Source organism: Phaeobacter sp. G2 (assembly GCA_025163595.1).
Lineage (GTDB): Bacteria > Pseudomonadota > Alphaproteobacteria > Rhodobacterales > Rhodobacteraceae > Pseudophaeobacter.
In genome coordinates, this window is record CP104100.1 from 828,320 (window position 1) to 849,468 (window position 21,149).

General features: G+C 61.4%; 22 protein-coding genes. 13 read left to right on the forward strand and 9 right to left on the reverse strand.

Annotated features, from left to right (window positions below; all coding sequences use genetic code 11):
• Positions 1-3: 3 nt before the first annotated feature.
• A complete protein-coding gene (locus tag N1037_04070; protein UWS80216.1) occupies positions 4-3,405 on the forward strand; it encodes an efflux RND transporter permease subunit in 3,402 nt (1,133 codons plus the stop codon).
• Between the two features lie 96 nt (positions 3,406-3,501).
• Here the strand turns inward: N1037_04070 and N1037_04075 are convergent, their stop codons facing one another.
• A complete protein-coding gene (locus tag N1037_04075) occupies positions 3,502-3,936 on the reverse strand; it encodes an NUDIX hydrolase (protein ID UWS80217.1) in 435 nt (144 codons plus the stop codon).
• Between the two features lie 40 nt (positions 3,937-3,976).
• Positions 3,977-4,714 (reverse strand): protein-disulfide reductase DsbD family protein, encoded by a 738-nt coding sequence (locus N1037_04080; GenBank protein ID UWS81303.1) that lies wholly within the window; start codon positions 4,712-4,714, stop codon positions 3,977-3,979.
• Between the two features lie 322 nt (positions 4,715-5,036).
• On the opposite strand from N1037_04080, the gene N1037_04085 reads away from it, so the two are divergent.
• Positions 5,037-5,594, forward strand: a complete 558-nt coding sequence (locus N1037_04085; protein UWS80218.1) for a YqgE/AlgH family protein — start codon at positions 5,037-5,039, stop codon at positions 5,592-5,594.
• Between the two features lie 24 nt (positions 5,595-5,618).
• On the opposite strand, the gene N1037_04090 is transcribed toward N1037_04085, so the two are convergent.
• Positions 5,619-6,617, reverse strand: a complete 999-nt coding sequence (locus tag N1037_04090; GenBank protein UWS80219.1) for an L-threonylcarbamoyladenylate synthase — start codon at positions 6,615-6,617, stop codon at positions 5,619-5,621.
• 154 nt (positions 6,618-6,771) lie between these two features.
• Between N1037_04090 and N1037_04095 the strand changes: the two genes are divergently transcribed.
• From N1037_04095 to N1037_04115, 5 genes are all read left to right on the forward strand, one after another.
• A complete protein-coding gene (locus N1037_04095; GenBank protein UWS80220.1) occupies positions 6,772-8,475 on the forward strand; it encodes an acyl-CoA dehydrogenase in 1,704 nt (567 codons plus the stop codon).
• 2 nt (positions 8,476-8,477) lie between these two features.
• Positions 8,478-9,524 (forward strand): MBL fold metallo-hydrolase, encoded by a 1,047-nt coding sequence (locus N1037_04100; GenBank protein ID UWS80221.1) that lies wholly within the window; start codon positions 8,478-8,480, stop codon positions 9,522-9,524.
• A gap of 45 nt (positions 9,525-9,569) precedes the next feature.
• Positions 9,570-10,019, forward strand: coding sequence for a DUF6173 family protein (locus N1037_04105; GenBank protein ID UWS80222.1), 450 nt, complete (start codon positions 9,570-9,572; stop codon positions 10,017-10,019).
• Positions 10,020-10,207: 188 nt separating this feature from the next.
• Positions 10,208-10,342, forward strand: a complete 135-nt coding sequence (locus tag N1037_04110) for an aa3-type cytochrome c oxidase subunit IV (GenBank protein ID UWS80223.1) — start codon at positions 10,208-10,210, stop codon at positions 10,340-10,342.
• Between the two features lie 63 nt (positions 10,343-10,405).
• Positions 10,406-11,023 carry a hypothetical protein gene (locus tag N1037_04115; protein ID UWS81304.1) on the forward strand — a complete coding sequence of 206 codons (618 nt, stop codon included), beginning with the start codon at positions 10,406-10,408 and terminating at the stop codon, positions 11,021-11,023.
• A gap of 78 nt (positions 11,024-11,101) precedes the next feature.
• On the opposite strand, the gene N1037_04120 is transcribed toward N1037_04115, so the two are convergent.
• Genes N1037_04120 through N1037_04130 form a run of 3 tightly spaced genes read right to left on the reverse strand, consistent with a single transcriptional unit; the run spans position 11,102 to position 12,584 of the window.
• A complete protein-coding gene (locus N1037_04120; protein ID UWS80224.1) occupies positions 11,102-11,470 on the reverse strand; it encodes a hypothetical protein in 369 nt (122 codons plus the stop codon).
• 35 nt (positions 11,471-11,505) lie between these two features.
• A complete protein-coding gene (locus N1037_04125) occupies positions 11,506-11,835 on the reverse strand; it encodes an AzlD domain-containing protein (GenBank protein ID UWS80225.1) in 330 nt (109 codons plus the stop codon).
• Positions 11,832-12,584: an AzlC family ABC transporter permease gene (locus tag N1037_04130; protein ID UWS80226.1), complete on the reverse strand. Its 753-nt coding sequence runs from the start codon at positions 12,582-12,584 to the stop codon at positions 11,832-11,834. Before N1037_04130 ends, N1037_04125 begins: the two co-directional genes overlap by 4 nt.
• A 49-nt stretch (positions 12,585-12,633) precedes the next feature.
• Here N1037_04130 and N1037_04135 point away from each other — a divergent pair, with 49 nt between their 5' ends.
• From N1037_04135 to N1037_04150, 4 genes are all read left to right on the forward strand, one after another.
• The gene (locus N1037_04135; GenBank protein UWS81305.1) at positions 12,634-13,533 is read left to right on the forward strand and encodes a formate dehydrogenase accessory sulfurtransferase FdhD; all 900 of its coding nucleotides are present in this window, start codon (positions 12,634-12,636) and stop codon (positions 13,531-13,533) included.
• A gap of 133 nt (positions 13,534-13,666) precedes the next feature.
• Complete coding sequence (mobA, locus tag N1037_04140) at positions 13,667-14,302, forward strand: molybdenum cofactor guanylyltransferase MobA (protein ID UWS80227.1); 636 nt, start codon at positions 13,667-13,669, stop codon at positions 14,300-14,302.
• Entirely contained in the window at positions 14,299-14,790 is a 492-nt protein-coding gene (gene mobB / locus N1037_04145) for a molybdopterin-guanine dinucleotide biosynthesis protein B (GenBank protein ID UWS80228.1), read from the forward strand. Before mobA ends, mobB begins: the two co-directional genes overlap by 4 nt.
• Positions 14,791-14,817: 27 nt before the next feature.
• On the forward strand, positions 14,818-16,074 hold the full coding sequence (locus tag N1037_04150; GenBank protein ID UWS80229.1) for a molybdopterin-binding protein: 1,257 nt from the start codon (positions 14,818-14,820) through the stop codon (positions 16,072-16,074).
• 244 nt (positions 16,075-16,318) lie between these two features.
• Here N1037_04150 and N1037_04155 read toward each other — a convergent pair whose 3' ends face one another.
• The 3 genes from N1037_04155 to N1037_04165 form a co-directional block, all read right to left on the reverse strand.
• Positions 16,319-17,338, reverse strand: coding sequence for a hypothetical protein (locus N1037_04155; protein ID UWS80230.1), 1,020 nt, complete (start codon positions 17,336-17,338; stop codon positions 16,319-16,321).
• Positions 17,339-17,456: 118 nt separating this feature from the next.
• A complete protein-coding gene (gene greA / locus N1037_04160; protein UWS80231.1) occupies positions 17,457-17,927 on the reverse strand; it encodes a transcription elongation factor GreA in 471 nt (156 codons plus the stop codon).
• Between the two features lie 273 nt (positions 17,928-18,200).
• Positions 18,201-18,584, reverse strand: coding sequence for a VOC family protein (locus N1037_04165; protein ID UWS80232.1), 384 nt, complete (start codon positions 18,582-18,584; stop codon positions 18,201-18,203).
• A gap of 109 nt (positions 18,585-18,693) precedes the next feature.
• Between N1037_04165 and soxR the strand changes: the two genes are divergently transcribed.
• Together soxR and N1037_04175 are read left to right on the forward strand one after the other, a co-directional pair.
• Positions 18,694-19,173 (forward strand): redox-sensitive transcriptional activator SoxR, encoded by a 480-nt coding sequence (gene soxR / locus N1037_04170; GenBank protein UWS80233.1) that lies wholly within the window; start codon positions 18,694-18,696, stop codon positions 19,171-19,173.
• 173 nt (positions 19,174-19,346) lie between these two features.
• Positions 19,347-20,996 carry an electron transfer flavoprotein-ubiquinone oxidoreductase gene (locus tag N1037_04175; protein UWS80234.1) on the forward strand — a complete coding sequence of 550 codons (1,650 nt, stop codon included), beginning with the start codon at positions 19,347-19,349 and terminating at the stop codon, positions 20,994-20,996.
• The last annotated feature ends 153 nt before the right edge of the window (positions 20,997-21,149 follow it).

The window sequence follows — 21,149 nt, forward strand, 5'->3', positions numbered from 1 at the left end:
TCCATGCGTGATTTGTCGCGTCCTGCCGGCGGTTTGCTGAGCTACTTCACCCGCCACCGCACGGCGGCAAACCTGTTGTTGCTGGTGCTCTTGCTGCTTGGCACTGCGGCAATTCCAAAGATGCGGGCGCAGTTCTTTCCGGATGTGATTATCGAAAGCGTCACGGTCGGCGTCACCTGGGAGGGCGCCGGGCCGGAAGATGTGGACGGGGCCATCGTGCAGGTGCTGGAGCCGGTGTTGCTGGCGGTGGACGGGGTGGAGGAAAGCGCCGCCTCCTCGCGCGAAGGCGTCGCCTCGATCGTGCTGGATTTTGAGCCCGGCTGGGACATGGCGCTGGCGGCGGATGATGTGCAATCGGCGGTGGATGCCATTACCACCCTGCCGGAAGAGGCAGATGACCCGACGGTGCGGCGCGGCGCCTGGCGTGACCGGGTGACGGATGTGGTGATCTCGGGGCCGCTGGCGCCGGATCAGCTGGGGCTGTTCGCCGATGAATTGATTATACGCCTGTTTGCAGTCGGGGTCACCCGCACCACCATTCGCGGCCTTGCTGCACCACAGACCCTGGTCGAGGTGCCCTCCTACAGTTTGATCACCCATGATATCGCGATGAGCGATATCGCCAGTGCTATCGCCGCCGAGGTCGATGCCGATCCTGCGGGGGATGTGACCGGGGCCAATACCCGGGTGCGCACCGGGCGGGAAAAGCGCAGCCCGGAAGAGATCGAAGGGATCGTGTTGCGGACAGAGCCAGATGGTTCGGTTTTGACCATTGGCGATCTGGCGCAGGTCAGCCGCGAAGGGGTGGACCGCAACCGTTCCTATTTTGTCGGCGACAACCCGGCCATGTCGATCCGGGTGGATCGCTCGGATATGGGCAATGCCATTGCCATTCAGGCTGAGGTGCAAAAGGTGGTTGATGCGCTGCAAACCACCCTGCCGCAGGGCGTCAGTGCCGAGCTGATCCGCACCCGTGCCGCTGCCATCTCTGACCGGCTGGATATCCTGATCGACAATGGGCTGATGGGCCTGGGGCTGGTCATGGCGCTGTTGTTCCTGTTCCTCAATACCCGCATTGCCTTTTGGGTGGCGGCGGGTATTCCGGCGGCAATGTTTGCCGCCGTGGCGCTGATGTATGCCGCCGGGATCACCATCAATATGATCAGCCTGTTTGGCCTGATCATTACCCTGGGGATCGTGGTGGATGATGCCATCGTGGTGGGGGAGCACGCCGATTTCCGGGTGCGCCGCCTGAATGAAACCCCGATGCAGGCCGCCGAGAACGCCGCGCGCCGCATGGCGATGCCGGTCTTTGCCGCCACCCTGACCACCATCATCGCCTTCTTTGGGCTGACCGCCATTGGCGGGCGCTTTGGTGATCTGATCCGTGATATTCCCTTTACGGTAATTGCAGTGCTGGCGGCCTCGTTGCTGGAGTGCTTTTTGATCCTGCCGCACCATATGGCCCATGCGCTGACCCACGCACAAAAAGACCATTGGTATGACTGGCCCAATCGCATGGTCAATCGCGGCTTTCGCTGGATGCGTGACACCCTGTTTCGCCCCATAATGGCCCTGGTGGTGCAGGCGCGTTACGTGGTCCTGGCGGGGGCGCTGACCATTCTGGCCAGCCAGATGGCGCTGTTTATTGGCGGCGATGTCAATTGGCGGTTCTTCAATGCGCCGGAGCGCGGCTCTGTCACCGGCAATTTTGCCATGGCCGAAGGCGCCACCCGCGCCGACACCCTGGCGATGATGGCGGAGATGCAACGGGCCACCGCCGCTACGGGGGCCTCTTTTGCGGAGCGCTATGAGGACATCAATCCGGTGGATTTTGTCATCGCCGAGGTGGGCGGCAATGCCGGGCGCGGCATGTCCGGGGTGGATGCCAAGGACACGGACCTGTTGGGCGGCATCTCGATCGAGCTGATCGACGCGGATCTGCGGCCAGACTATTCCAGCTTTGCCTTTGTGGCCGAACTGCAGGAAGAGGTGCAAAACCACCCGCTGGTCGAGGCCGTCAGCTTTCGCAGCTGGCGCTCTGGTCCCGGTGGTGATGCGCTGGATGTGCAGTTTTATGGCGCTGATGTTCAGGTGCTCAAGGCGGCCTCTGAAGATCTAAAAACCGCGCTGCTACGCTACCCTGAGGTTTCGGCGGTGGAAGACAATCTTGCCTATGACAAAGAGGAAGTGGTGCTGGAGCTGACGCCCCAGGGGCAGGCGCTGAACTTTACCATCGACACCCTGGGGCGGGCCTTGCGGGCGCGGCTGAACGGGATCGAAGCGGCCACCTACCCGGATGGGCCACGCAGCGCCGAGATCCGGGTTGAACTGCCCCGCGATGAGCTGTCGGCGGATTTCCTGGAGCGCACCCTGATGCGCAGCCCCGGCGGCATCTATGTGCCGCTCTCGGATATTGTATCGGTGAGCCAGCGCACGGGGTTTTCCACTGTGCGGCGCGAAAACGGCATTCGCCTGATCAGCGTCACCGGCGATATCTCAGAGGATGACCCAACCCGTGCCGCCGATATCGGCAAGGCGCTGGAGGAGGAAATCCTGCCCGATATCGCCAGCCGCCGTCAGGTGGAGTGGCGGCTCAGCGGATTGAGTGAACAGGAAGACAACTTTCTCAACGATGCCCGCACCGGGCTGATCCTTTGTCTTGCCGGGATTTATCTGGTGCTGGCCTGGATCTTTGCCAGCTGGACCCGGCCCCTGGTGGTGATGGCGATCATTCCCTTTGGATTGGTGGGCACCATCTGGGGCCACTATCTGTGGGGCATACCGCTGAGCATGTTCACCGTGGTTGGCCTGTTGGGGATGACAGGGATTATCATCAATGATTCCATCGTGCTGGTGACCACCATCGACGAATATGCCGAAACCCGCGGGTTGGTGCCTTCGATCATTGACGGGGCGGCGGACCGGCTGCGGCCGGTGATGCTGACAACCCTGACCACGGTACTGGGGCTGGCGCCTTTGATGTATGAAAGCTCGCAGCAGGCGCAGTTCCTCAAGCCAACGGTGATCACCCTGGTCTATGGCCTGGGCTTTGGCATGTTTCTGGTGCTTTTGGTGGTGCCGGCCCTGGTGGCGATCCAACGGGATATGGCGCGGCCTGTGACAGCCCTGCGCCGGGCCCTGCGTGGCGGGACAAACCCGCTGCGCTGGCTGGTTCTGGGCACCGGAGTGGCGCAGCTGGGCTGGCTGGGAGTAAGCCTGGGCTGGGCGATGGCAACCGGAGCGCTGCACCCGGCCTTGCGCACGGTACTGCCCGGTCTGGCCGGGTTTGAGCCACTGCGTGCCGGGCTGTTTCTGGCGCTGGGCGGGATCGCTGCGCTGTCCCTGCTGGCCTATCTGATCTCGGCGCTGGTCTTTGGCCTGCGGCGGCACCGGACAGCCTAAACCGGACAGACTAAACCGGGCAGCTTGGACCGGGCAGACTAAACCGGGCAGCTTGGACCGGGCAGCCTAGATCCGTTTTTGTTAGGCTGGTTTTTGCTATGCCTGTCTTTGGCGGGCCAGGCGGGCCACGTCTGCGACCTGATCAATCAGCTCCAATCCCCGCTCTTCGATCTCATCGACGGGGATCCAACTGGCCTGCAGCGCATCATCATCAGGCACAGGGGTGCCGCTTTCATAAGCGCAGAGCACTGCCGTTAGCAGATATTGCTTTTGCACCGCACCCACAGAATCACGCAGCAAGACGTCGATATTGGTCAAATATTCCAGGGGACGGGCCACGACGCCGGTTTCCTCAAACAGCTCGCGGATGGCTGCCTGCATGGCGGTTTCGCCCAGCTCCACATGACCACCGGGAAAGCCCCACCAGCCGGCATTGGGCTCGGTCTTGCGCTGGATCAGGATGACCTGTCCCAGGTGGTAGACCACGGCAATTGCCCCGAGAACGGGGCGCTGGGGCTGGATCATCGACATTCTGGCACCATTTCGCAGTTACCCGGACGCTACCCGGCGGTTATCCAGCTGTGCAGCCAGAGATATCCACCGCATGTTTTTGCCCCAGCACCGTGATCCGCAATTGTGAGCGATCCACCGCAGCCAGGCTGCCCGCGCGGGTGGGAAGCAGCTCGGATGTGGCCACCAGAGTACCGCCGCTGCGCCGGGTGGTGGTGGCGCCAGCAAACAGATGCGGCGAGCCAGCTTCGATCACCGCGACCTCGGTGCCACCAGCGCTGGGCATGGTGATCCGGGCCTCGACTTCGATACCGTATTTTGTTGGCGTCAAGCGGCAGGTGCTGGCGGAGACCCTGGCTTCGCGGGCCGAGAAGGGGCGGGCGGCAATGGCGGCGACGATGGCCGGGTTGCGCGGCGCTGCTGAATCTAGCTGATGGTCGAAAGACAGTTCCGATGGCACACAGATATCTTTGCAGATGCCCAGCTCCATCCGCCCTTTGAGCCGCACCGGGCGGTCGGGCCTTTCGGGGGTGATCTCTATCGGCAGCACCAGCTGATGGTGATAGCCGATGGTCTGATAACCAGAAGTCAAGAACACCTCGGGTGTGGGCCAGGTCATCGACATTTCGCCGACATTGCGGGAGCCGCGCCAGGTAAAACTGGGGGGAATACCTGCCTCGCCGGGGGCGCGCCAATAGGTCTTCCAGCCGTCGCGAAGGGTCAGGCGCAGGGCGCCGATATATGTCCCATCTGGTGAGACACCGCCGTCGAGGATTTCCACTTGCACCAGCTCATCCATGCTGGTGGGCAGGGCGCTTTGTGCCTTGGCCGCAAACGGGGTGAGCGCCGAAGCAAACACTGCAACCGCAGCAGCCATCAGGCTGCGCAGGCTGACCGCCGGTTTTGCGGCGGCGGATCTGGGATCGGTTTGTGGGCCGAGGGGAGGAAGATATTCATGCATGGAAATATAAATGGCCTCTTGCGGGGCAATTGCCAAGTCACGATCTGGTCAAATGCTTGACTGCGCTGTTGTGACCGGATCGCCCGGAGGCTCTTGCACCTTCGGAAGCTGGGCGGCATGCTGCAGAAGACGCTGTAACAGCCAAGGGAAAGGGCAGGATATGGATCTCACCGGGAAGTTATTGATCGCGATGCCGGGCATTGGCGATCCTCGGTTTGAGCATTCGGTTATTTTTCTGTGTTCGCACAGCGAAGACGGGGCCATGGGGCTGATCATCAACAAGGTTGCGCCGGAGGTGCAGCTGGGAAATCTGCTTGAGCAGCTGGAGATCCCGGTGATTGCGGCAGGCAAGGGCGAAGAGGCCATCCGCTTTGGCGGGCCGGTGGAGGTGCAGCGCGGGTTTGTGCTGCATTCACCGGAGTATGAATCCAGTATCAATTCCCTGACGGTGCCGCCGGGCTATGGCATGACTGCAACCCTGGATGTTCTTGAGGATATTGCCCAGGGTAATGGGCCTGAGAAGCTGTTGATCATGCTGGGCTATGCCGGCTGGGGGCCGGGGCAGCTGGAGGCAGAGATCATTGCCAATGGCTGGCTCACCACCGAGAGCACGGATGCGCTGATTTTTGAGACCGCGGATGTGGATAAATGGGAGGCGGCGCTTGGCTCCCTGGGGATTGATCCGCTGTCGCTTTCGGCCAGTGCCGGGAGCGCCTGAACTGCGACGGTTCTAGGGGTGCGTCTAGTTACCTGAAGCTGGCGAGGGTTCATCGCGCGGCGCTGCTGCGCGGCGCAACCGGTCATTGATGGCAGCGCCAAGGCCGGTCTCGGGGATGGGGGCCACGGCAATGGGCTGCCCCTGCGCATCCAGATGATGCAGATGGCCAAAGAGATTGGCGGCGGCCTCAACCAGATCGCCGCAGCTGGACAGGGAGAGATCGCAGGCGCGGGCGCCGCTGTAGTGGCCAAATCCCAGGTAGCATTCGCCCGCGCGCGCAGAGGTCGCATTGAGCCGCACCCGCTCTTGTGGCGCGTAGTGGGACAGGAGCTGGCCGGGCGCTGTCAGGGGGTCGTGGAGGTCGCGTGTGGCCAGGGGCTGGCCCAGTACTGCTTCGATTTCCTCGGCTGCCAGACCGCCGGGGCGCAGCAGCACGGGGGCCTCCCCTGCAAGGCCAACAATGGTGGATTCGACACCAACACCGCAGGCCCCATCTGCAACCACAGCGGCGATACGACCGGCAAGGCCCGCCATGACATGCTGCGCCGTTGTGGGGCTGATCCGCCCCGAAGGGTTGGCCGAGGGAGCCGCTACGGGACCGTCGAGCGCGGCCAGCAGCTTTTGCGCCGTGGGATGGGCTGGCACCCGCACCGCCAGGGTGTCGAGCCCGGCCGTGACCAGCTCGGAGATGCCATGTCCGGGTGCCAGCGGCAGCACCAGCGTCAGCGGTCCGGGCCAGAAGGCGCGGGCCAGGGTCTCGGCCCAAGGATTCCATATAACGTGGCGTTTTGCAGCCTCAACCGAGGCCACATGGGCGATCAGCGGGTTGAAGCTGGGACGCCCCTTGGCGGCATAGATCGCCGCCACCGCATCGCCGCGCCGGGCATCGGCGCCCAGGCCATAGACCGTCTCGGTTGGGAAAGAGACCAGATCACCCTGCCGCAGCAGCTGCGCTGCGCGACTGATCCCGCTGGCGGAGGCATCCAGCATTTGCGTTGCTTTTTGGTCGGTTTCTTGAGGCATTTTGGGTGACGCGGCGTTTTGGTTGATTGCAAGGGGGCGAAGGTTAGGTAATCGATCAGCTAAACTGATAGACAGCGCAACAGACATACCGGGCGGTTTGGGCAATGCCAAGCCTGCGCCCGCGATTATCCCCAAGGCCGACAAGAGGATGCCTATGACCTTCCGTGCCCCCGTTTCCGAGTATGAGTTTCTCCTGAATACCGTGATTGGCTTTGAGCAGATCGCCCAGACAGACCGGTTCAGCGAGGCAAGCCGTGAACTGGTGACTGCGATCCTGACCGAAGCGGGTAAACTGTGTGATGAGGTCATGGCGCCGCTGCAACGGGCGGGCGATGTGCAACCTGCGGCGCTGGAGAACGGCGTGGTGCGGACCTCGCCCGGCTTTGGCAAGGGGTTCACGGCCATTGCCGAGGGCGGCTGGATTGGCATGAGCGCCGCGCCTGAGCAGGGCGGCATGGGCCTGCCGATGACCCTGACGGCGGCAGTGAATGAGATGATGTCGGGGGCCTGCCTGTCTTTGCAACTGGCACCCCTGATGAGCCAGGGCCAGATCGAGGCGCTGGAGCATCACGCCAGTGACGCCCTGAAACAGATGTACCTGCCAAAACTGATCTCGGGGGAATGGACCGGCACCATGAACCTGACGGAACCGCAGGCGGGCTCTGACGTGGGGGCGCTCAGCTCCAAGGCCGAAGCCAATGGCGATGGATCCTATGCGGTGACCGGCCAGAAGATCTATATCTCCTGGGGCGACAATGATTTTGCCGAGAATGTCTGCCATCTGGTGCTGGCGCGATTGCCCGACGGGGTGCCCGGCACCAAGGGGATCTCGCTGTTTCTGGTGCCCAAGTTCCTGCCCAACGAGGATGGCACCCTGGGCGCCGCCAACACATTGGGTGTGGTTAGCCTGGAGCATAAGATGGGCCTGCATGGCAGCCCGACCTGCGTGATGCAGTTTGATGGCGCCAAGGGCTGGTTGGTTGGCCCCGAACATGGGGGTATGGCGGCAATGTTCACCATGATGAACAATGCCCGCCTGGGCGTCGGCGGCCAGGGCGTTGGCGTTAGCGAAGCTGCCTATCAGCAGGCGCTGTCCTATGCGTTGGAGCGCAAACAGGGGAAGACGCCCTCGGGCTTTATCGCGGATCACGCCGATGTGCGCCGGATGCTGATGGAGATGAAAGCCGATACCTACGCTGCGCGGGCCATCCTGCTGGCCTGTGCCCATGCCACCGATATGCAGACCGCAACCGGGGCTGCGGATTGGAAGGCGCGGGCTGCCTTTCTGACCCCAATCGCCAAGGCCTTTGGCACCGAGACCGGCATTCGGGTGGCCGATCTGGGCATTCAGGTGCATGGGGGCATGGGCTTTATCGAGGAAAGCGGCGCGGCTCAGTTCCTGCGCGATGTGCGGGTAACCTCGATCTATGAGGGCACCAATGGCATCCAGGCGATGGATCTGGTGGCGCGCAAGATGATGGATGGCGGCGATATGGCCCATCGCATCATTGACGAGATCGAAGCCCAGGCCGAGGGTGCCCGGGCCACCCATCCCAATATGGGAGAGGCAGTCTGGCAGGCCTGCGAATCCCTGCGTGAAACCACTGAATGGCTGGTAGAGCAGGACGACCTGCAGGATCGCTTTGCCGGGGCGGTGCCCTATCTGCGCGCCTTTGCCCGGGTTCTGGGGGGGCATTACCACCTGTCTGCGGCCATTGCCGACAAGGGTGGCCCGCGCGAAAAACTGGCGCGGTTCTACATCAAACGCATGCTGCCGGAACATTCGGGTCTGCTGACCCATGTGCAGGAAGGTGCCGCCGGCACCATGGCGCTCACTCTTGAAGAATTGGCAGGCTGATCATGGCAAGTGTCCCCGAAGTAGGCCCCCGCACCCCCTGGACCGAACCGCCCGCGCTGGGCGAGGCGATTGAGGTCGCCGAAGGGGTTCTGTGGATGCGCCAGCCGCTGCCGATGAAGCTGGATCACGTCAACATCTATGCCCTGGACGAGGGCGACAGCTGGACGGTGGTGGACACCGGCTTTAACACCCGCAAAAGCCGCGAGATCTGGCAAAGCCTGATGGCAGGCCCCTTGAAGGGGAAGCCGGTCAGCCGGATTGTCGGCACCCATCACCACCCCGATCACATCGGTCTGGCGGGCTGGTTTCAGTCTGAATATGGCGCTGAGCTGGTCACCAGCCGCACCGCTTGGCTGTTTGCCCGCATGCTGACGCTGGATGTGCAGGAAACCTGGCCTGCCGAAACCCTGGCCTATTACCGCTCTGCCGGGATGGACGGGGAGATCTATGACAAACGCATTGCCGACCGGCCTTTCAATTTCTCCGATATGGTCTACCCGATGCCGCTGGGCTTTACCCGGGTGCAGCAGGGCGATGTCTTTCGCATGGGCGGGCGTGACTGGGATGTGCATATGGGCAATGGCCACGCGCCCGAACACGCCACCTTCTGGAGTCGCGATGACAATCTTGTGATCACTGGCGACCAGATCCTGGCCTCGATCAGCCCCAATATCGGGGTCTATGCCACCGAACCCATGGCCGATCCCCTGGGCGAATGGCTGGAGGCCTGCGAGCGGCTGGCACCGCTGTCGCGCCCGGATCATCTGGCGCTGGGGGGGCATAAGCTGCCCTTTACCCGGTTGCCGCTGCGCATGCGGCAGCTGATCGACAATCACCACGGCGCGCTTGACCGGCTAATGAACCATCTGGAAACGCCAAAGACCGCAGCCGATTGTTTTGCGCCGCTGTTCAAGCGTAAGATTGGCGAGGGTGAATATGGGCTTGCACTGGTAGAGGCGGTGGCCCATGTCAATCATCTGTACCGCACAGGTCGCGTCAGCCGCGTCAAAGGCGATAACGACGCCTGGATGTACCAGAGCATAGATTAGGCGCCGGGTGTTCCCCGGCAGAAGAGTGGCAGGGGAGTGAAGGCCATGGACAACAAGATTTCAACCAGCGCCGAGGCCGTCGAGGCCGCGGCATTGCCCTGCGTCCATGAGGTGCATGCGGACCCGGAGGCCAAAAATGGTCTCACCGAAGTGCCAGAACAGCTGCAAAAAACCGATGGTGCCAAGAGCCAGGCGCGCTGGGCCTATGAGCGGCTGATCCTATATATCCAGAACTTCGAGAAGCAGTTGGACAGCGAGCATGAGGTGGCCATGGGCTTTGTCGGCGGTGACGCCGGGGTGCTGCGGATCGAGGGCATGGGGTATTATGACCCTGACATCGTGACATTCTATGGCACCGATGGCGCAGGCGCCAAAACCCAACTGGTGCAGCATGTGAGCCAGATGAACGTGATGCTGCGCGCCCTGCCCAAACCCCGCGAGGAAGTCCCGGCCAATCGCATCGGATTTCGTCTGGCCAGCGACCTGGAAACCTAGGGGCGGCGATTCGGCGGTGCGCCTTGTCCGGGGGCCGCGGCGGGCAGAACAGCTGCGGATTGGGGCAAGGACGCGACGGATTGGTCGCAGGTTGGGGTTTTTGCCCCCCTGTGCGGCAATGACGTGGTGACAGGCAATTTGAAATCCAGTATCCAGCAAAAAAACATACGCGAATAGAAAGATCCATCATGGCTGAACACAAACACGGTACCATGGACTCTAAAGTTCAAGAAGAAACCTATGCAGGCTTCATCACCTTCACCACGCGTTTCACCATCTTCCTGGTGTTTCTGGCGTTGTTTCTCGCCGTATTTGCAACCTGATCCTTGCACATGACATCTGGTAAAGCGGTTGCGCGCCGGGCGCCTGGTCGTATTGGCCTGGCGATGGCTCTTTTGGCGGGCAGCATTGTGCTGGCGGGCTGTGAGGCCCAGAAAAAGCCCAATGCGGATGCTGCGACACTTGCAGCAGCCTCCTATACCCACAGCGGGCCACCTGCGCTGACCTTGTTCACCATGGTCAACAATCGGACCGGCTCCGGTGGTCATACCTCCCTGATGATCAATGCCTCTGAGCGGGTGATTTTTGACCCTGCCGGATCCTTTTATGCCGATGTGGTGCCGGAACGGAATGACGTGCTGTTTGGCATCACTCCGCCTGTTGTGCTGGCCTATCGCGGTGCCCATGCCCGCAGCACCCACCATGTGGTGGTGCAGCGTCTTGAGGTCACGCCTGCGCAGGCGCAGCTGGCCTATGAGCTGGCGATCTCAAATGGTCGGGTGCCCGGGGCCTATTGCGCCAATTCCACCTCCTCCATCCTGCGCCAGATCCCTGGGCTGCAAGGTTTGAAAACCACATTCTACCCGGTGAAGCTGTCCGAGCAGTTCGGCGCGCTTCCCGGTGTTGTCACCAGCAAATACTATGAGGATGACGACGCGGATCTGCAAAAGGCCCTGGCAGAGGGCAATGTGGTCCTGAACTACGAGACCACGCAGAGCGAATAGCTTTGTGTACAGCGGAAATTAGGCGGCTGAGCACGGGTAACCGGCTCAGCCGTTTTTTTTGAGCAGTTGAGGCGAGGGTCATTCTACGTTCGCCAAGATCGCCTCAATCATAGGTCTGGTGAATTCTGTCTCCGGAGAGTCCGTTTTGTCTTTCTTGCGATGATATTCACCAGCGTCAAAAGCTTCATAAATCTCATAGAACGGAGAGGGCACCATCCCGCCGTTGAGGTGTCCCACCAGAACAGACCAAAGATCGTTCATGATGGAACCGCAGCGGGTGTAGCAGAGTATACCGCGTTGGTATCTCCGGGCGACTTCCAAGCTGAGAGAGTTGTAAAACACCTCTTTTGAAAGATCTTCAGTCAGGGAGCGAACATGGTTTTCCGTGATCCTTTGACCAGGAGATTCAGAAGCCAGGGCGATCAAATCGTCAAGCTTATGATCCATGACTTTCCCTTTTGATCGACCGGGGTCTTGCAATCCTACCCAAGCAAAAACAGCAGCAAAAACCCACTGACACCGCTGAGCAGTGCCCAGAGCACATTGCGGGTGAAATAGCCCACCGCGAAGGTTAGGGCGGCGACAGCCAGATGCGGCAGGCTGGTCTCTCCGCCTGTCGGGGAGGGCCAGACAACCAGGGGCGTGACCAATGCCGGCAGAATGGCCACCGCCGTATAGCGCAGGTGTCGCATCAGCCAGGCGGGCATTGGGCGTCCGCCCATAAATCCGATAAAGGCAAACCGCAGGGCAAAGCTGCCGACCGCCATGCCGGTAATCACAATCCACAGGCTGAGGCTGTCAAATCCATTCATGATGAGGTCTCCTGGCTGGCACTGCTGCTGGGGGTGCGGCGGGCGGCTTTGCGTTCAAGCCACAGCTCGGTCTGTGCGCCGGCCATCATACCTGCCAGCCCGGCAACAATCAGCCCAAGGTTATGGGGCATCAAGGTTGCAGGCAGCGCAGCGACAATGGCGACAAAGCAGGCAACCATATGCGCAGGGGTGCGCAGCATTGGGCCGATCATTGCCAGAAAGGCCAGGGGCAGCACAAAATCCAACCCCCAGCTTGCCGGGATCTGCGCCCCCACCAAAGCACCGACAACTGTGGCGATCATCCAGCTGGGGGCAATCACCGAGGTGGTACCAAAGAAATAGGCCATCCGCTGCGGCGTGGTCATCTCTGGTTCGGTCTCAAATTTGACGATCGACAGGGCGTAGGATTGATCCACGGTCATATAGGCGGCACAGGCGCGCTGCCACATCGGCGCATCGCCAAGGTAGGGGGTCAGCGAGGCGGAATACATCCCCATCCGCAGATTCACCGCCAGAGCCGAGACCAGAACGATCAGCAGCGGCGTGTTCTCTTGCAGCAGTTGTAGGGCGGTGAACTGGGCGGCACCCGCAAAAACCGCGAGCGAAAAGGCCAGGGCCTCAAGGACATTTAGTCCCGCTTCGGCAGCCAGAACTCCAAACAATAGGCCAAAAGGACTGGCCACAAGCAGAAAGGGCAGGCTGTCGCGCAGTCCTTTCCAAAACAGGGATTTCGTGGTGGTGATTGCCATGCGCCCGTCCTAAGTTCACTGACAACTTGGTAGGCAGCTTCAAAGGGCTCTGCAATTGGTAAAATCATCTGACCTCACGGAGATCTTATCCGAGTACCTGATTGCGCCCGATCCGGGGCGCCCAGGCCTCACCCGTGGCGTGACCGGCCATGACGAACACGGCGCTGCGGTGTCCCTGTCGGTGGTCGAGGAGCGCCCGCTAACCATCTATTTGAATCGGCAGGAAATTGTCACCGCCATGACCATTGGTGACTACCCAGAATATCTGGCGCTGGGGTTCCTGCGCAATCAGGGCATGCTGTCCCCGGGCGAGGATATCCTGCGCGTCGACTATGATGAAGAGCTGGAGGTGGTGGTGGTGCGCACCGCCCGCGAGACCAACTATGAGGAAAAACTGCAGAAAAAGACCCGCACCTCTGGTTGCGCGGTGGGTACAGTTTTTGGCGATATGATGGAGGGGCTGGAGGACGTGCAGCTGCCTGCCACGCCGGTGAAAACCTCTTGGCTCTATGCGCTGGCGCATAAGATCAACCGCACCCCCTCGCTCTATCTTGAGGCCGGGGCAATCCATGGCACGGTGCTGTGTCACCAGGACCGTCCGCTGGTCTATATGGAGGATGTGGGGCGCCATAATGCGGTGGACAAGATCGCCGGCTGGATGCTGTCGGAAGGCGTCGATGCATCGGATAAGATCCTTTATACCACGGGCCGGATGACCTCCGAGATGGTGATCAAAACTGCGATGATGGGCATTCCGGTGCTGGCCTCGCGCTCGGGCTTTACCGCCTGGGGCGTCGAGATCGCCCAGCAGGTCGGCCTGACCCTGATTGGCCGGATGAAAGGCCAGCGGTTTGTCTGCCTGTCCGGCGACGCGCGATTAGAGCGCGACATGGACCCGCGCGATGCGCCGGTTGAGGCAAAGAAACATCGCAGGAAGGGGGCGGAGTGAACCGGTTGGAAATGTCTCTCCAGTTTTCTAGCCCGGCACAGCCGGGCTGCGCCCAACCCGCCCCTCACGGGGTGGGCGCTTTGCACTCTCTTTTCTGTTGTCGCGTCCGTACGACGTCATAGGAGATCAATAAATGACCAAACCCCTCGGAGTAATCCTAGCCGGTGGTCTCGCCACCCGGATGGGCGGCGGCGACAAAGGCCTGTTGCAGATCGGTGGTCAAAGCCTGCTGGCGCGGGTCCGCGACCGGCTGGAGTCACAGGTCTCAGGCTTGGCGCTGAACGCCAACGGCGATGCGGCGCGCTTTGCTGATCTGGGCCTGCCGGTGGTGGCTGACAGCATTGATGGCTTTGCCGGTCCCCTGGCCGGGGTGCTGGCCGGGCTCGACTGGGCCGCCGGGCAGGGGGCTGAGGCCATTGTCACCGCTGCTGCCGATACGCCGTTTTTCCCGACGGATCTGGTGGCGCGATTGGTGGCGGCATCAAAGGGACAGGCGCACCCGCTGGTGCTAGCGACAACACCCCGCACCGGCGACGCGCTGAAATCGGGGGGCCGCAGCAAGGTCAATCGCCACCCGACATTTGGCCTCTGGCCCGTAGCCCTGCGCGATGATCTGCGGGCGGCGCTCAAGGATGGTCTGCGCAAGGTGGTGCTCTGGACCGACCAGCACGGAGGCCGCGAGGCGCTGTTTGACGCCACCCCCTTTGATCCCTTTTTCAACGTCAACACGCCTGCGGATCTCACCCGGGCTGAGGAGCTGATGCGATGAAACTCTACGGTATCACTGGCTGGAAGAACTGCGGCAAAACCGGGCTTATGGAGCGGCTGGTGACCGAGTTTACTGAGCGCGGCCTGACGGTCTCGACCATCAAACATGCCCATCACAGCACCGATGTGGACCAGCCGGGCACCGACAGCCACCGCCACCGTATGGCTGGTGCCGCCGAGGTGATCCTTGCCTCGACCCACCGCATTGCCATCATGCAAGAGCTGCGCGGCGCCGAAGAGCCATCGCTGGCCGCCCTACTGGCACGGCTTTCACCGGTGGATCTGGTGCTGGTCGAAGGCTATAAACGCGAACCCCACCCCAAGATCGAGGCCCACCGCGCCGCCGCCGGTCAGCCCCTGATCGCGCCCCAGGATACCAGTGTTCGCGCCCTGGCCAGCGATGTGCCACTGGCCTGCGGACAGCCGGTCTTTGATCTGGATGACACCACAGCGATTGCGGATTTTATCGCCGCAGAGCTGTCGCTTTAGCTCCTCTTTTGTAAAGGCAGGACGCCGATGACCCTGACCCCCCCTCCGCTGCGCAACGATTGTTTTTCCCTGCCCGCAGGCGTCGATTGGACCCCGGTAGACGAGGCCCTGGCGCTGCTGCGAAAGCGGTTGCAGCGGGTCGTCAGCAGCGAAGAGCTGCCCCTGACCACAGCCACAGGCCGTATCCTGGCCGCTGATGTTATTGCCAACCGCTCAAACCCGGCGCTGCCCAATACGGCAGTGGATGGCTATGGTTTTGCCGGGCCAATTGCAGAGGGTACGCATGTGCTGCCCCTGATGCCGGGGCGCGCCGCCGCCGGGCTGGCCTATGAGGGCGCGGTGCCCGCAGGTCAGGCCATCCGCATCCTCACCGGGGCGGCGCTGCCCGATGGTGTCGATACCGTTATCTTGGAGGAGGACGTATCGCTGGGCGCAGCGGAGATCGCCTTCCATGGCCCGCTGAAACGCGGCGCCAATACCCGCAAGGCGGGCGAGGATGTGACCTCGGGGGCGGTGATCTTGCCAGCCGGACGGGTGCTGACCCCGGCTGATCTGGCGCTTGCCGCCGCTGCTGGTATTTCCCAGGTCCAGGTCTACCTGCCCCTGCGGGTGGGGGTTCTATCAACCGGGGATGAGCTCTGCGAAGTTGGCGAGGTAGCCGCCGCGGGGCAGATCTATGATGCCAACCGGCCAATGCTGCTGGCGCTGTTGCGGCAGATGGGATTCGTGCCGGTGGATCTTGGGCGCGTGGTGGATGATCGCGACGCTCTGCGTGCCCGGCTGGATACGGCTGCGGCGCAGGTGGATGTGATCCTCACCAGCGGGGGCGCATCGGCGGGGGACGAAGATCACGTCTCGGCGCTGTTGCGCGAAAGCGGCGCCCTGCAGGAATGGCGCATCGCGCTGAAACCCGGGCGCCCTTTGGCTCTGGCCATGTGGCAGGGCGTGCCGATCTTTGGGCTGCCCGGCAATCCGGTGGCGGCCCTGGTCTGCACGCTGATTTTTGCCCGCCCCGCCATGGGGCAAATGGCCGGGGCCAACTGGCACCAGCCACAGGGATTTGATCTGCCCGCCGCGTTTGCCAAACACAAAAAACCGGGCCGGCGCGAATATCTGCGCGCCCGGGTCCGGCAGGGTCAGGTCGAGGTGTTCAAATCTGAAGGCTCCGGGCGCATTTCCGGCCTCAGCTGGGCCGAAGGCCTGGTTGAACTGGCAGATGGCGGTGCGCAGATCCAACCGGGTGACCTGGTCCGCTACATTCCCTATAGCGCCTTTTACCTGTAAATCTGGCCCTCTGTGGGAGGTCCGACAGTGGGCGGGGCGGTAGCCCATTGGGCGCCCTGATGTGTGGTGTTGTATAGCGGCTGGCGTGTCGGCTTGGGCAGGGCCTAGATTTCATCTTGCCCCAAATACCTCCGCCGGAGGCAGCGGCCCGTCAGGGCCGCCAAATTTAAAGCAGTCAAATTCCGGGCCTCCAGACAGGGCACTGTCGGCCTGCTCAGAGCTCCCGGTTGGTCAAAGGCGGCGGCTAGTCAAAGGTTCCGGCAACCCGCCCCAGCAGCATAAAGGCGCGGGCAGTACGTGTGTCGCCCAGGGCGGTGATTTCCCCATCACTGGCCTCGGTTTCGAACTCGGCAAACATCCGGTCAAACCGGCGCAGGAAGTGATGTGCTGTATCGCGAAAAATGGGATCCTGCTTCATCCGGGCCGAGGTCAGCGCCAACGAGGTGCGATCCCGCACCCCGCCCAAGGCGGCGACGGCGCGGCCGCGGGTGCCCTGAGCAAATTGCCGCCAGATCTCGGGGCGGGCCATATCGGGGCGCAGGTCATCCATATAGATGCCGTCCTGGCTGAGCAGGGTCAGCACATCCTGTGCCGCCTGCACCACCTGTGCTGCCTTACGATCCTTCAGCGCCGCCCGCAGGGCGGTAAAGCCATCTTCATCTTCTGCGGTCTCGGGGAAGTTCAGCGCCCGGATGAACTGCTCTGCGGGCAGGGGCGGCGCCATGTCTTCTGCAGAGGTGCCGAGCGCCAGACTGCCCTGATCCTCGGTGGCCAGCTTGCTGGCCTCCGCCGGAATGGCAGGTCGGGCAGGGCCATGGCGGCTGCTTTGAAAGGTGGCCAGGGCGGTTTCGGTCTTGCGGGCGGCCTCGGCGATTTCTTCCAGTTTCTGGCTGACGGTTGGTTCGCCCGCCGCCTCGGTTTGCTGCACATGGGTCAGGTAGCTGTGGCGCAGACTGTCGATGGCCGCCTGCAGGCGCTGGTTTTCGCTGCGCATGACCCGCGCGGCGCGCAGCGCCGAGGTGCCAACCCAGATCATCACCAGCGGCATAACAATGGCCAAGGCCGTCAGGACGGTTGGGGTCCAATGGGCGATACCTTGATCCGCCGGGGCCAGCAGATAGAGAGCCAGAATCACCAAAAGCCAGAGCGCCGAGAGCAAAATCGCCACCACCTCGGCGCTGCCCATTCCGGCCTCGGGTTGGCCCGCATTGGGGCCGCGTCCCGCAAGGGGAGAGAGGCGTTTGGAGGCATCCTGGGCAGTCATAGGCAGGCTCGCAATCCGAAGGGAGGTCTGGGTTTATATAGGCTTTACACAAGGCTAACGGTTTCAGGGCCAGAGGCAAGGAGAACCACACCGGACCCTCCTGCGCCAGTGCTGTGCCCTAGCCGTAGTGGATGCTCAGAATTTCGTAGCTGCGCACACCGCCGGGGGTGCGGACCTCGACGCTGTCGCCTTCTTCTTTGCCGATAAGCGCGCGGGCAATGGGGGATTTGATATTCAGCAAGCCCGCCTCAACATTGGCTTCATGCTCGCCAACGATCTGCCAGGTCTTTTCTTCGTCGGTGTCTTCATCCACCAGGGTGACCTTGGCGCCAAACTTGATCGAGCCAGAGAGTTTGGCCGGATCAATCACATCTGCAAGGCTCAGAATCCCCTCCAGCTCTTTGATGCGGCCCTCGATAAAGGACTGTTTTTCGCGCGCCGAGTGGTATTCGGCATTTTCCGACAGATCGCCCAGCTCGCGGGCTTCGGCGATGGCCTTAATAATCGTTGGGCGCTCCACCGATTTCAGGTTCTTGAGCTCAGCTTCGAGTGCGGTGTGACCCGCAGAAGTCATTGGGATCTTTTCCATATCTTGGGTCCAGGTCGTTTGGCTAACGGGGTAGCTCTTGGGTCATTATGATGTCGGTTTGCCAAAGGCAGAGCCCCGCCACAGCACTGCAGCGGGGCCTGTCTTTTGTGTTGGCATTTACCTGACCCAATCTGGGCACAAATTTCAAGGGGGGCGGAGCAATCTCTGCACCGGCAAATCGGCTCAATCTGCGAATTTTGCAGATTTTATAATGGGTTTGCGCGGAAAAATGCCATGATCCGGGAGATTGGGCATATCAGCCTGCCACAGTAATCAATCTTCGTATTGCACCACTTCATATTCGATCCCGTCACTGTCGCGAAAGTAAAAGCGCAGACCGGGTTCGTAATCCGCGTGGTTGGTGGGGGTGAAACCGGCAGCCACCACCGCCGCTTCGGTGGCCTTGATGTCATTCACAACCACGGCCAGATGATTGAGCCCACCGCGGGTGGTGTAGCTATTGCCCGGCGCCTGTGGCGGGGTGGGCGGCTGATAAAGCGCCAGATAGCTGTCAGCTCCGCCCACATGCAGGCTGACGCCGTTGTGGATCGAGGCCCCGGACCAGCGGGTATGCCAGCCAAAGACATCCGCCATCCAGGCAGCGGTACCCTGCGGGTCGGTGACGGTAATATTGGCGTGTTCCAGAATGGCGCTCATTTTCTTTCTCCTTTTTTGAGTGGCGTTTACCTATGAGTCGCCTTACGATAATTTCTAAACCTAACTTTAGCTCAAGCATTTTTTGAGCTTTTTTCAGGAGAACGACGAGATGGCAAAAACCGCAGGGGTGGCAATTGGCTACCTGTCCGAACGCACTGGCCTGGCGGTCTCGGCCATTCGCTACTACGAGGCGCAGGGGTTGCTGGAGCCCTGGCGCAACGCGGGCGGTCAGCGGCGGTTTCACCGGGCCGACATTCGCCGCCTCAGCTTCATCATGATTGCCCAGCAGTTTGGGTTTTCCCTGCCGGAGATTCGCGGTTTTCTAAAAACCCTGCCCGGCGGACGCACCCCGACGCCCGAAGATTGGGCGCGGATTTCAACCAGCTTCCGGGATCATCTGGATTCGCGAATCAAAACCCTGCAAAAGATGCGCGACAATCTGGATGGCTGCATTGGCTGTGGCTGCTTGTCTTTGCCCAAATGCAGGCTTTATAACCCGCAGGACCAAGCGGCCCAAAAGGGAAAGGGGCCGCGATATCTGATGGGTGACAGCCCCGAGACCGGCAAGACGCCGGAAAAAGGGGCCTGAGCGCCGGAAAATGCCTGTGCCCCTGCGGCAAAGCATGGATCTGATGCAACTAACGCAGAGTTTGGATTGACCTAGTATGTTGCCAAACGCTAAGCAACCGCGAAAGAAAATTACTCCCAGCTCGCCCCCAGCGATGGGACCGGTAGCGAATACAATAGCCAAGGAGCAGCTCTATGGCCGAGATCGAACGCGAAACAATGGAATATGACGTAGTGATCGTTGGGGCAGGCCCCGCTGGTCTGTCTGCCGCGATCCGTTTGAAACAGCTGGATGCCGACCTTGAGGTCGTGGTTCTGGAAAAAGGCTCCGAGGTGGGGGCGCATATCCTGTCTGGAGCGGTGCTGGACCCTTGCGGACTGGACGCGCTGATTCCTGACTGGAAGGAAAAAGGCGCGCCGCTGAATACTCCGGTAAAAGAAGACAACTTTTACATGCTGGGGGAAGCGGGCGAAATTCGGGTTCCCAACTTCCCGATGCCGCCGCTGATGAACAACCACGGCAATTACATCGTCTCGATGGGTAATGTCTGCCGCTGGATGGCCGAACAGGCCGAAGAGCTGGGTGTTGAGATCTTCCCCGGCATGTCCTGCTCTGAGCTGGTCTACGGTGACAAGGGTGAAGTCAAAGGCGTGGTTGCCGGTGTCTTTGGTCTGGAAGAGGACGGCTCTTACGGTCCCAACACCGAGCCAGGCATGGAGCTGCACGGCAAATATGTCTTCCTGTCGGAAGGGGTGCGCGGCTCGCTGTCGAAAGAGGTCATCGCCAAATACGACCTGCAGGCCGGCAAGGACGTGCAGAAATACGGCGTCGGCATGAAAGAGATCTGGGAGATTGATCCCGCCAAGCACAAAGAAGGCACCGTCACCCATACCATGGGCTGGCCGCTGAACTCGAATGCTGGGGGCGGCTCCTTTGTTTACCACCTGGAGAACAACCAAGTCTATGTCGGCTTTGTGGTGCATCTGAACTACAAGAACCCACATCTGTACCCCTACATGGAATTCCAGCGCTTCAAGCACCACCCCATGGTTGCCGATCTGCTGAAGGGCGGCAAACGTGTTGCCTACGGCGCCCGTGCCATTACTGAGGGCGGCTATCAGTCGATGCCCAAGCTGGTAGCACCCGGCGTGGCGCTGCTGGGCTGCTCGGCCGGTATGGTCAACGTGCCGCGCATCAAAGGCAACCATAACGCCATGCTGTCGGGGAAATCTGCCGCCGAGGCCGCCTACGCGGCGATCAAGGCCGATCGCTCCGGTGATGAGCTGCCCGATTACGAGGCCGCTGTACGCGATGGCGCCATTGGCAAAGACCTCAAGATGGTGCGCAACGTCAAACCGATGTGGTCCAAGTGGGGGCTGATGGCCTCGCTGATGCTGGGCGGTCTGGACATGTGGACCAACAACATTCTGGGTCTGTCCTTCTTTGGCACCATCAAGCACGGAAAAAACGACGCCGAGGCGACCGAGGAAGCCTCCAAGCACCAGCCGATTGACTACCCCAAACCTGACGGGGTGCTGTCCTTTGACCGCTTGACCAATGTGTCCTTTGCCGCCACCAACCACGAGGAAAGCCAGCCCTGCCATCTGCGGCTGGCGGACCCCAACCTGCCGATCTCGACCAACCTGCCCAAATTCGACGAACCGGCGCAGCGCTATTGCCCGGCCGGCGTTTACGAGGTGGTGGAAAAAGACGGCAAGCCGGAGTTTGTGGTCAACTTCCAGAACTGCGTGCACTGCAAGACCTGCGATATCAAAGACCCAAGCCAGAACATCACCTGGACCACACCCCAGGGCGGCGACGGTCCAAACTATCCAAATATGTAAGCGTTTGGGCGCATTCTCTGCACTCAGATAGGCAATAGAACGCCTTAAGAGCCGGTTGCATATAGAAATCACGTAAAATTGGGGCGGCCTTCGGGTCGCCCCATTGCGTGTCAGCTGGTCCCGCACTACGATTCGGTTTGAGCGAGCCGCACA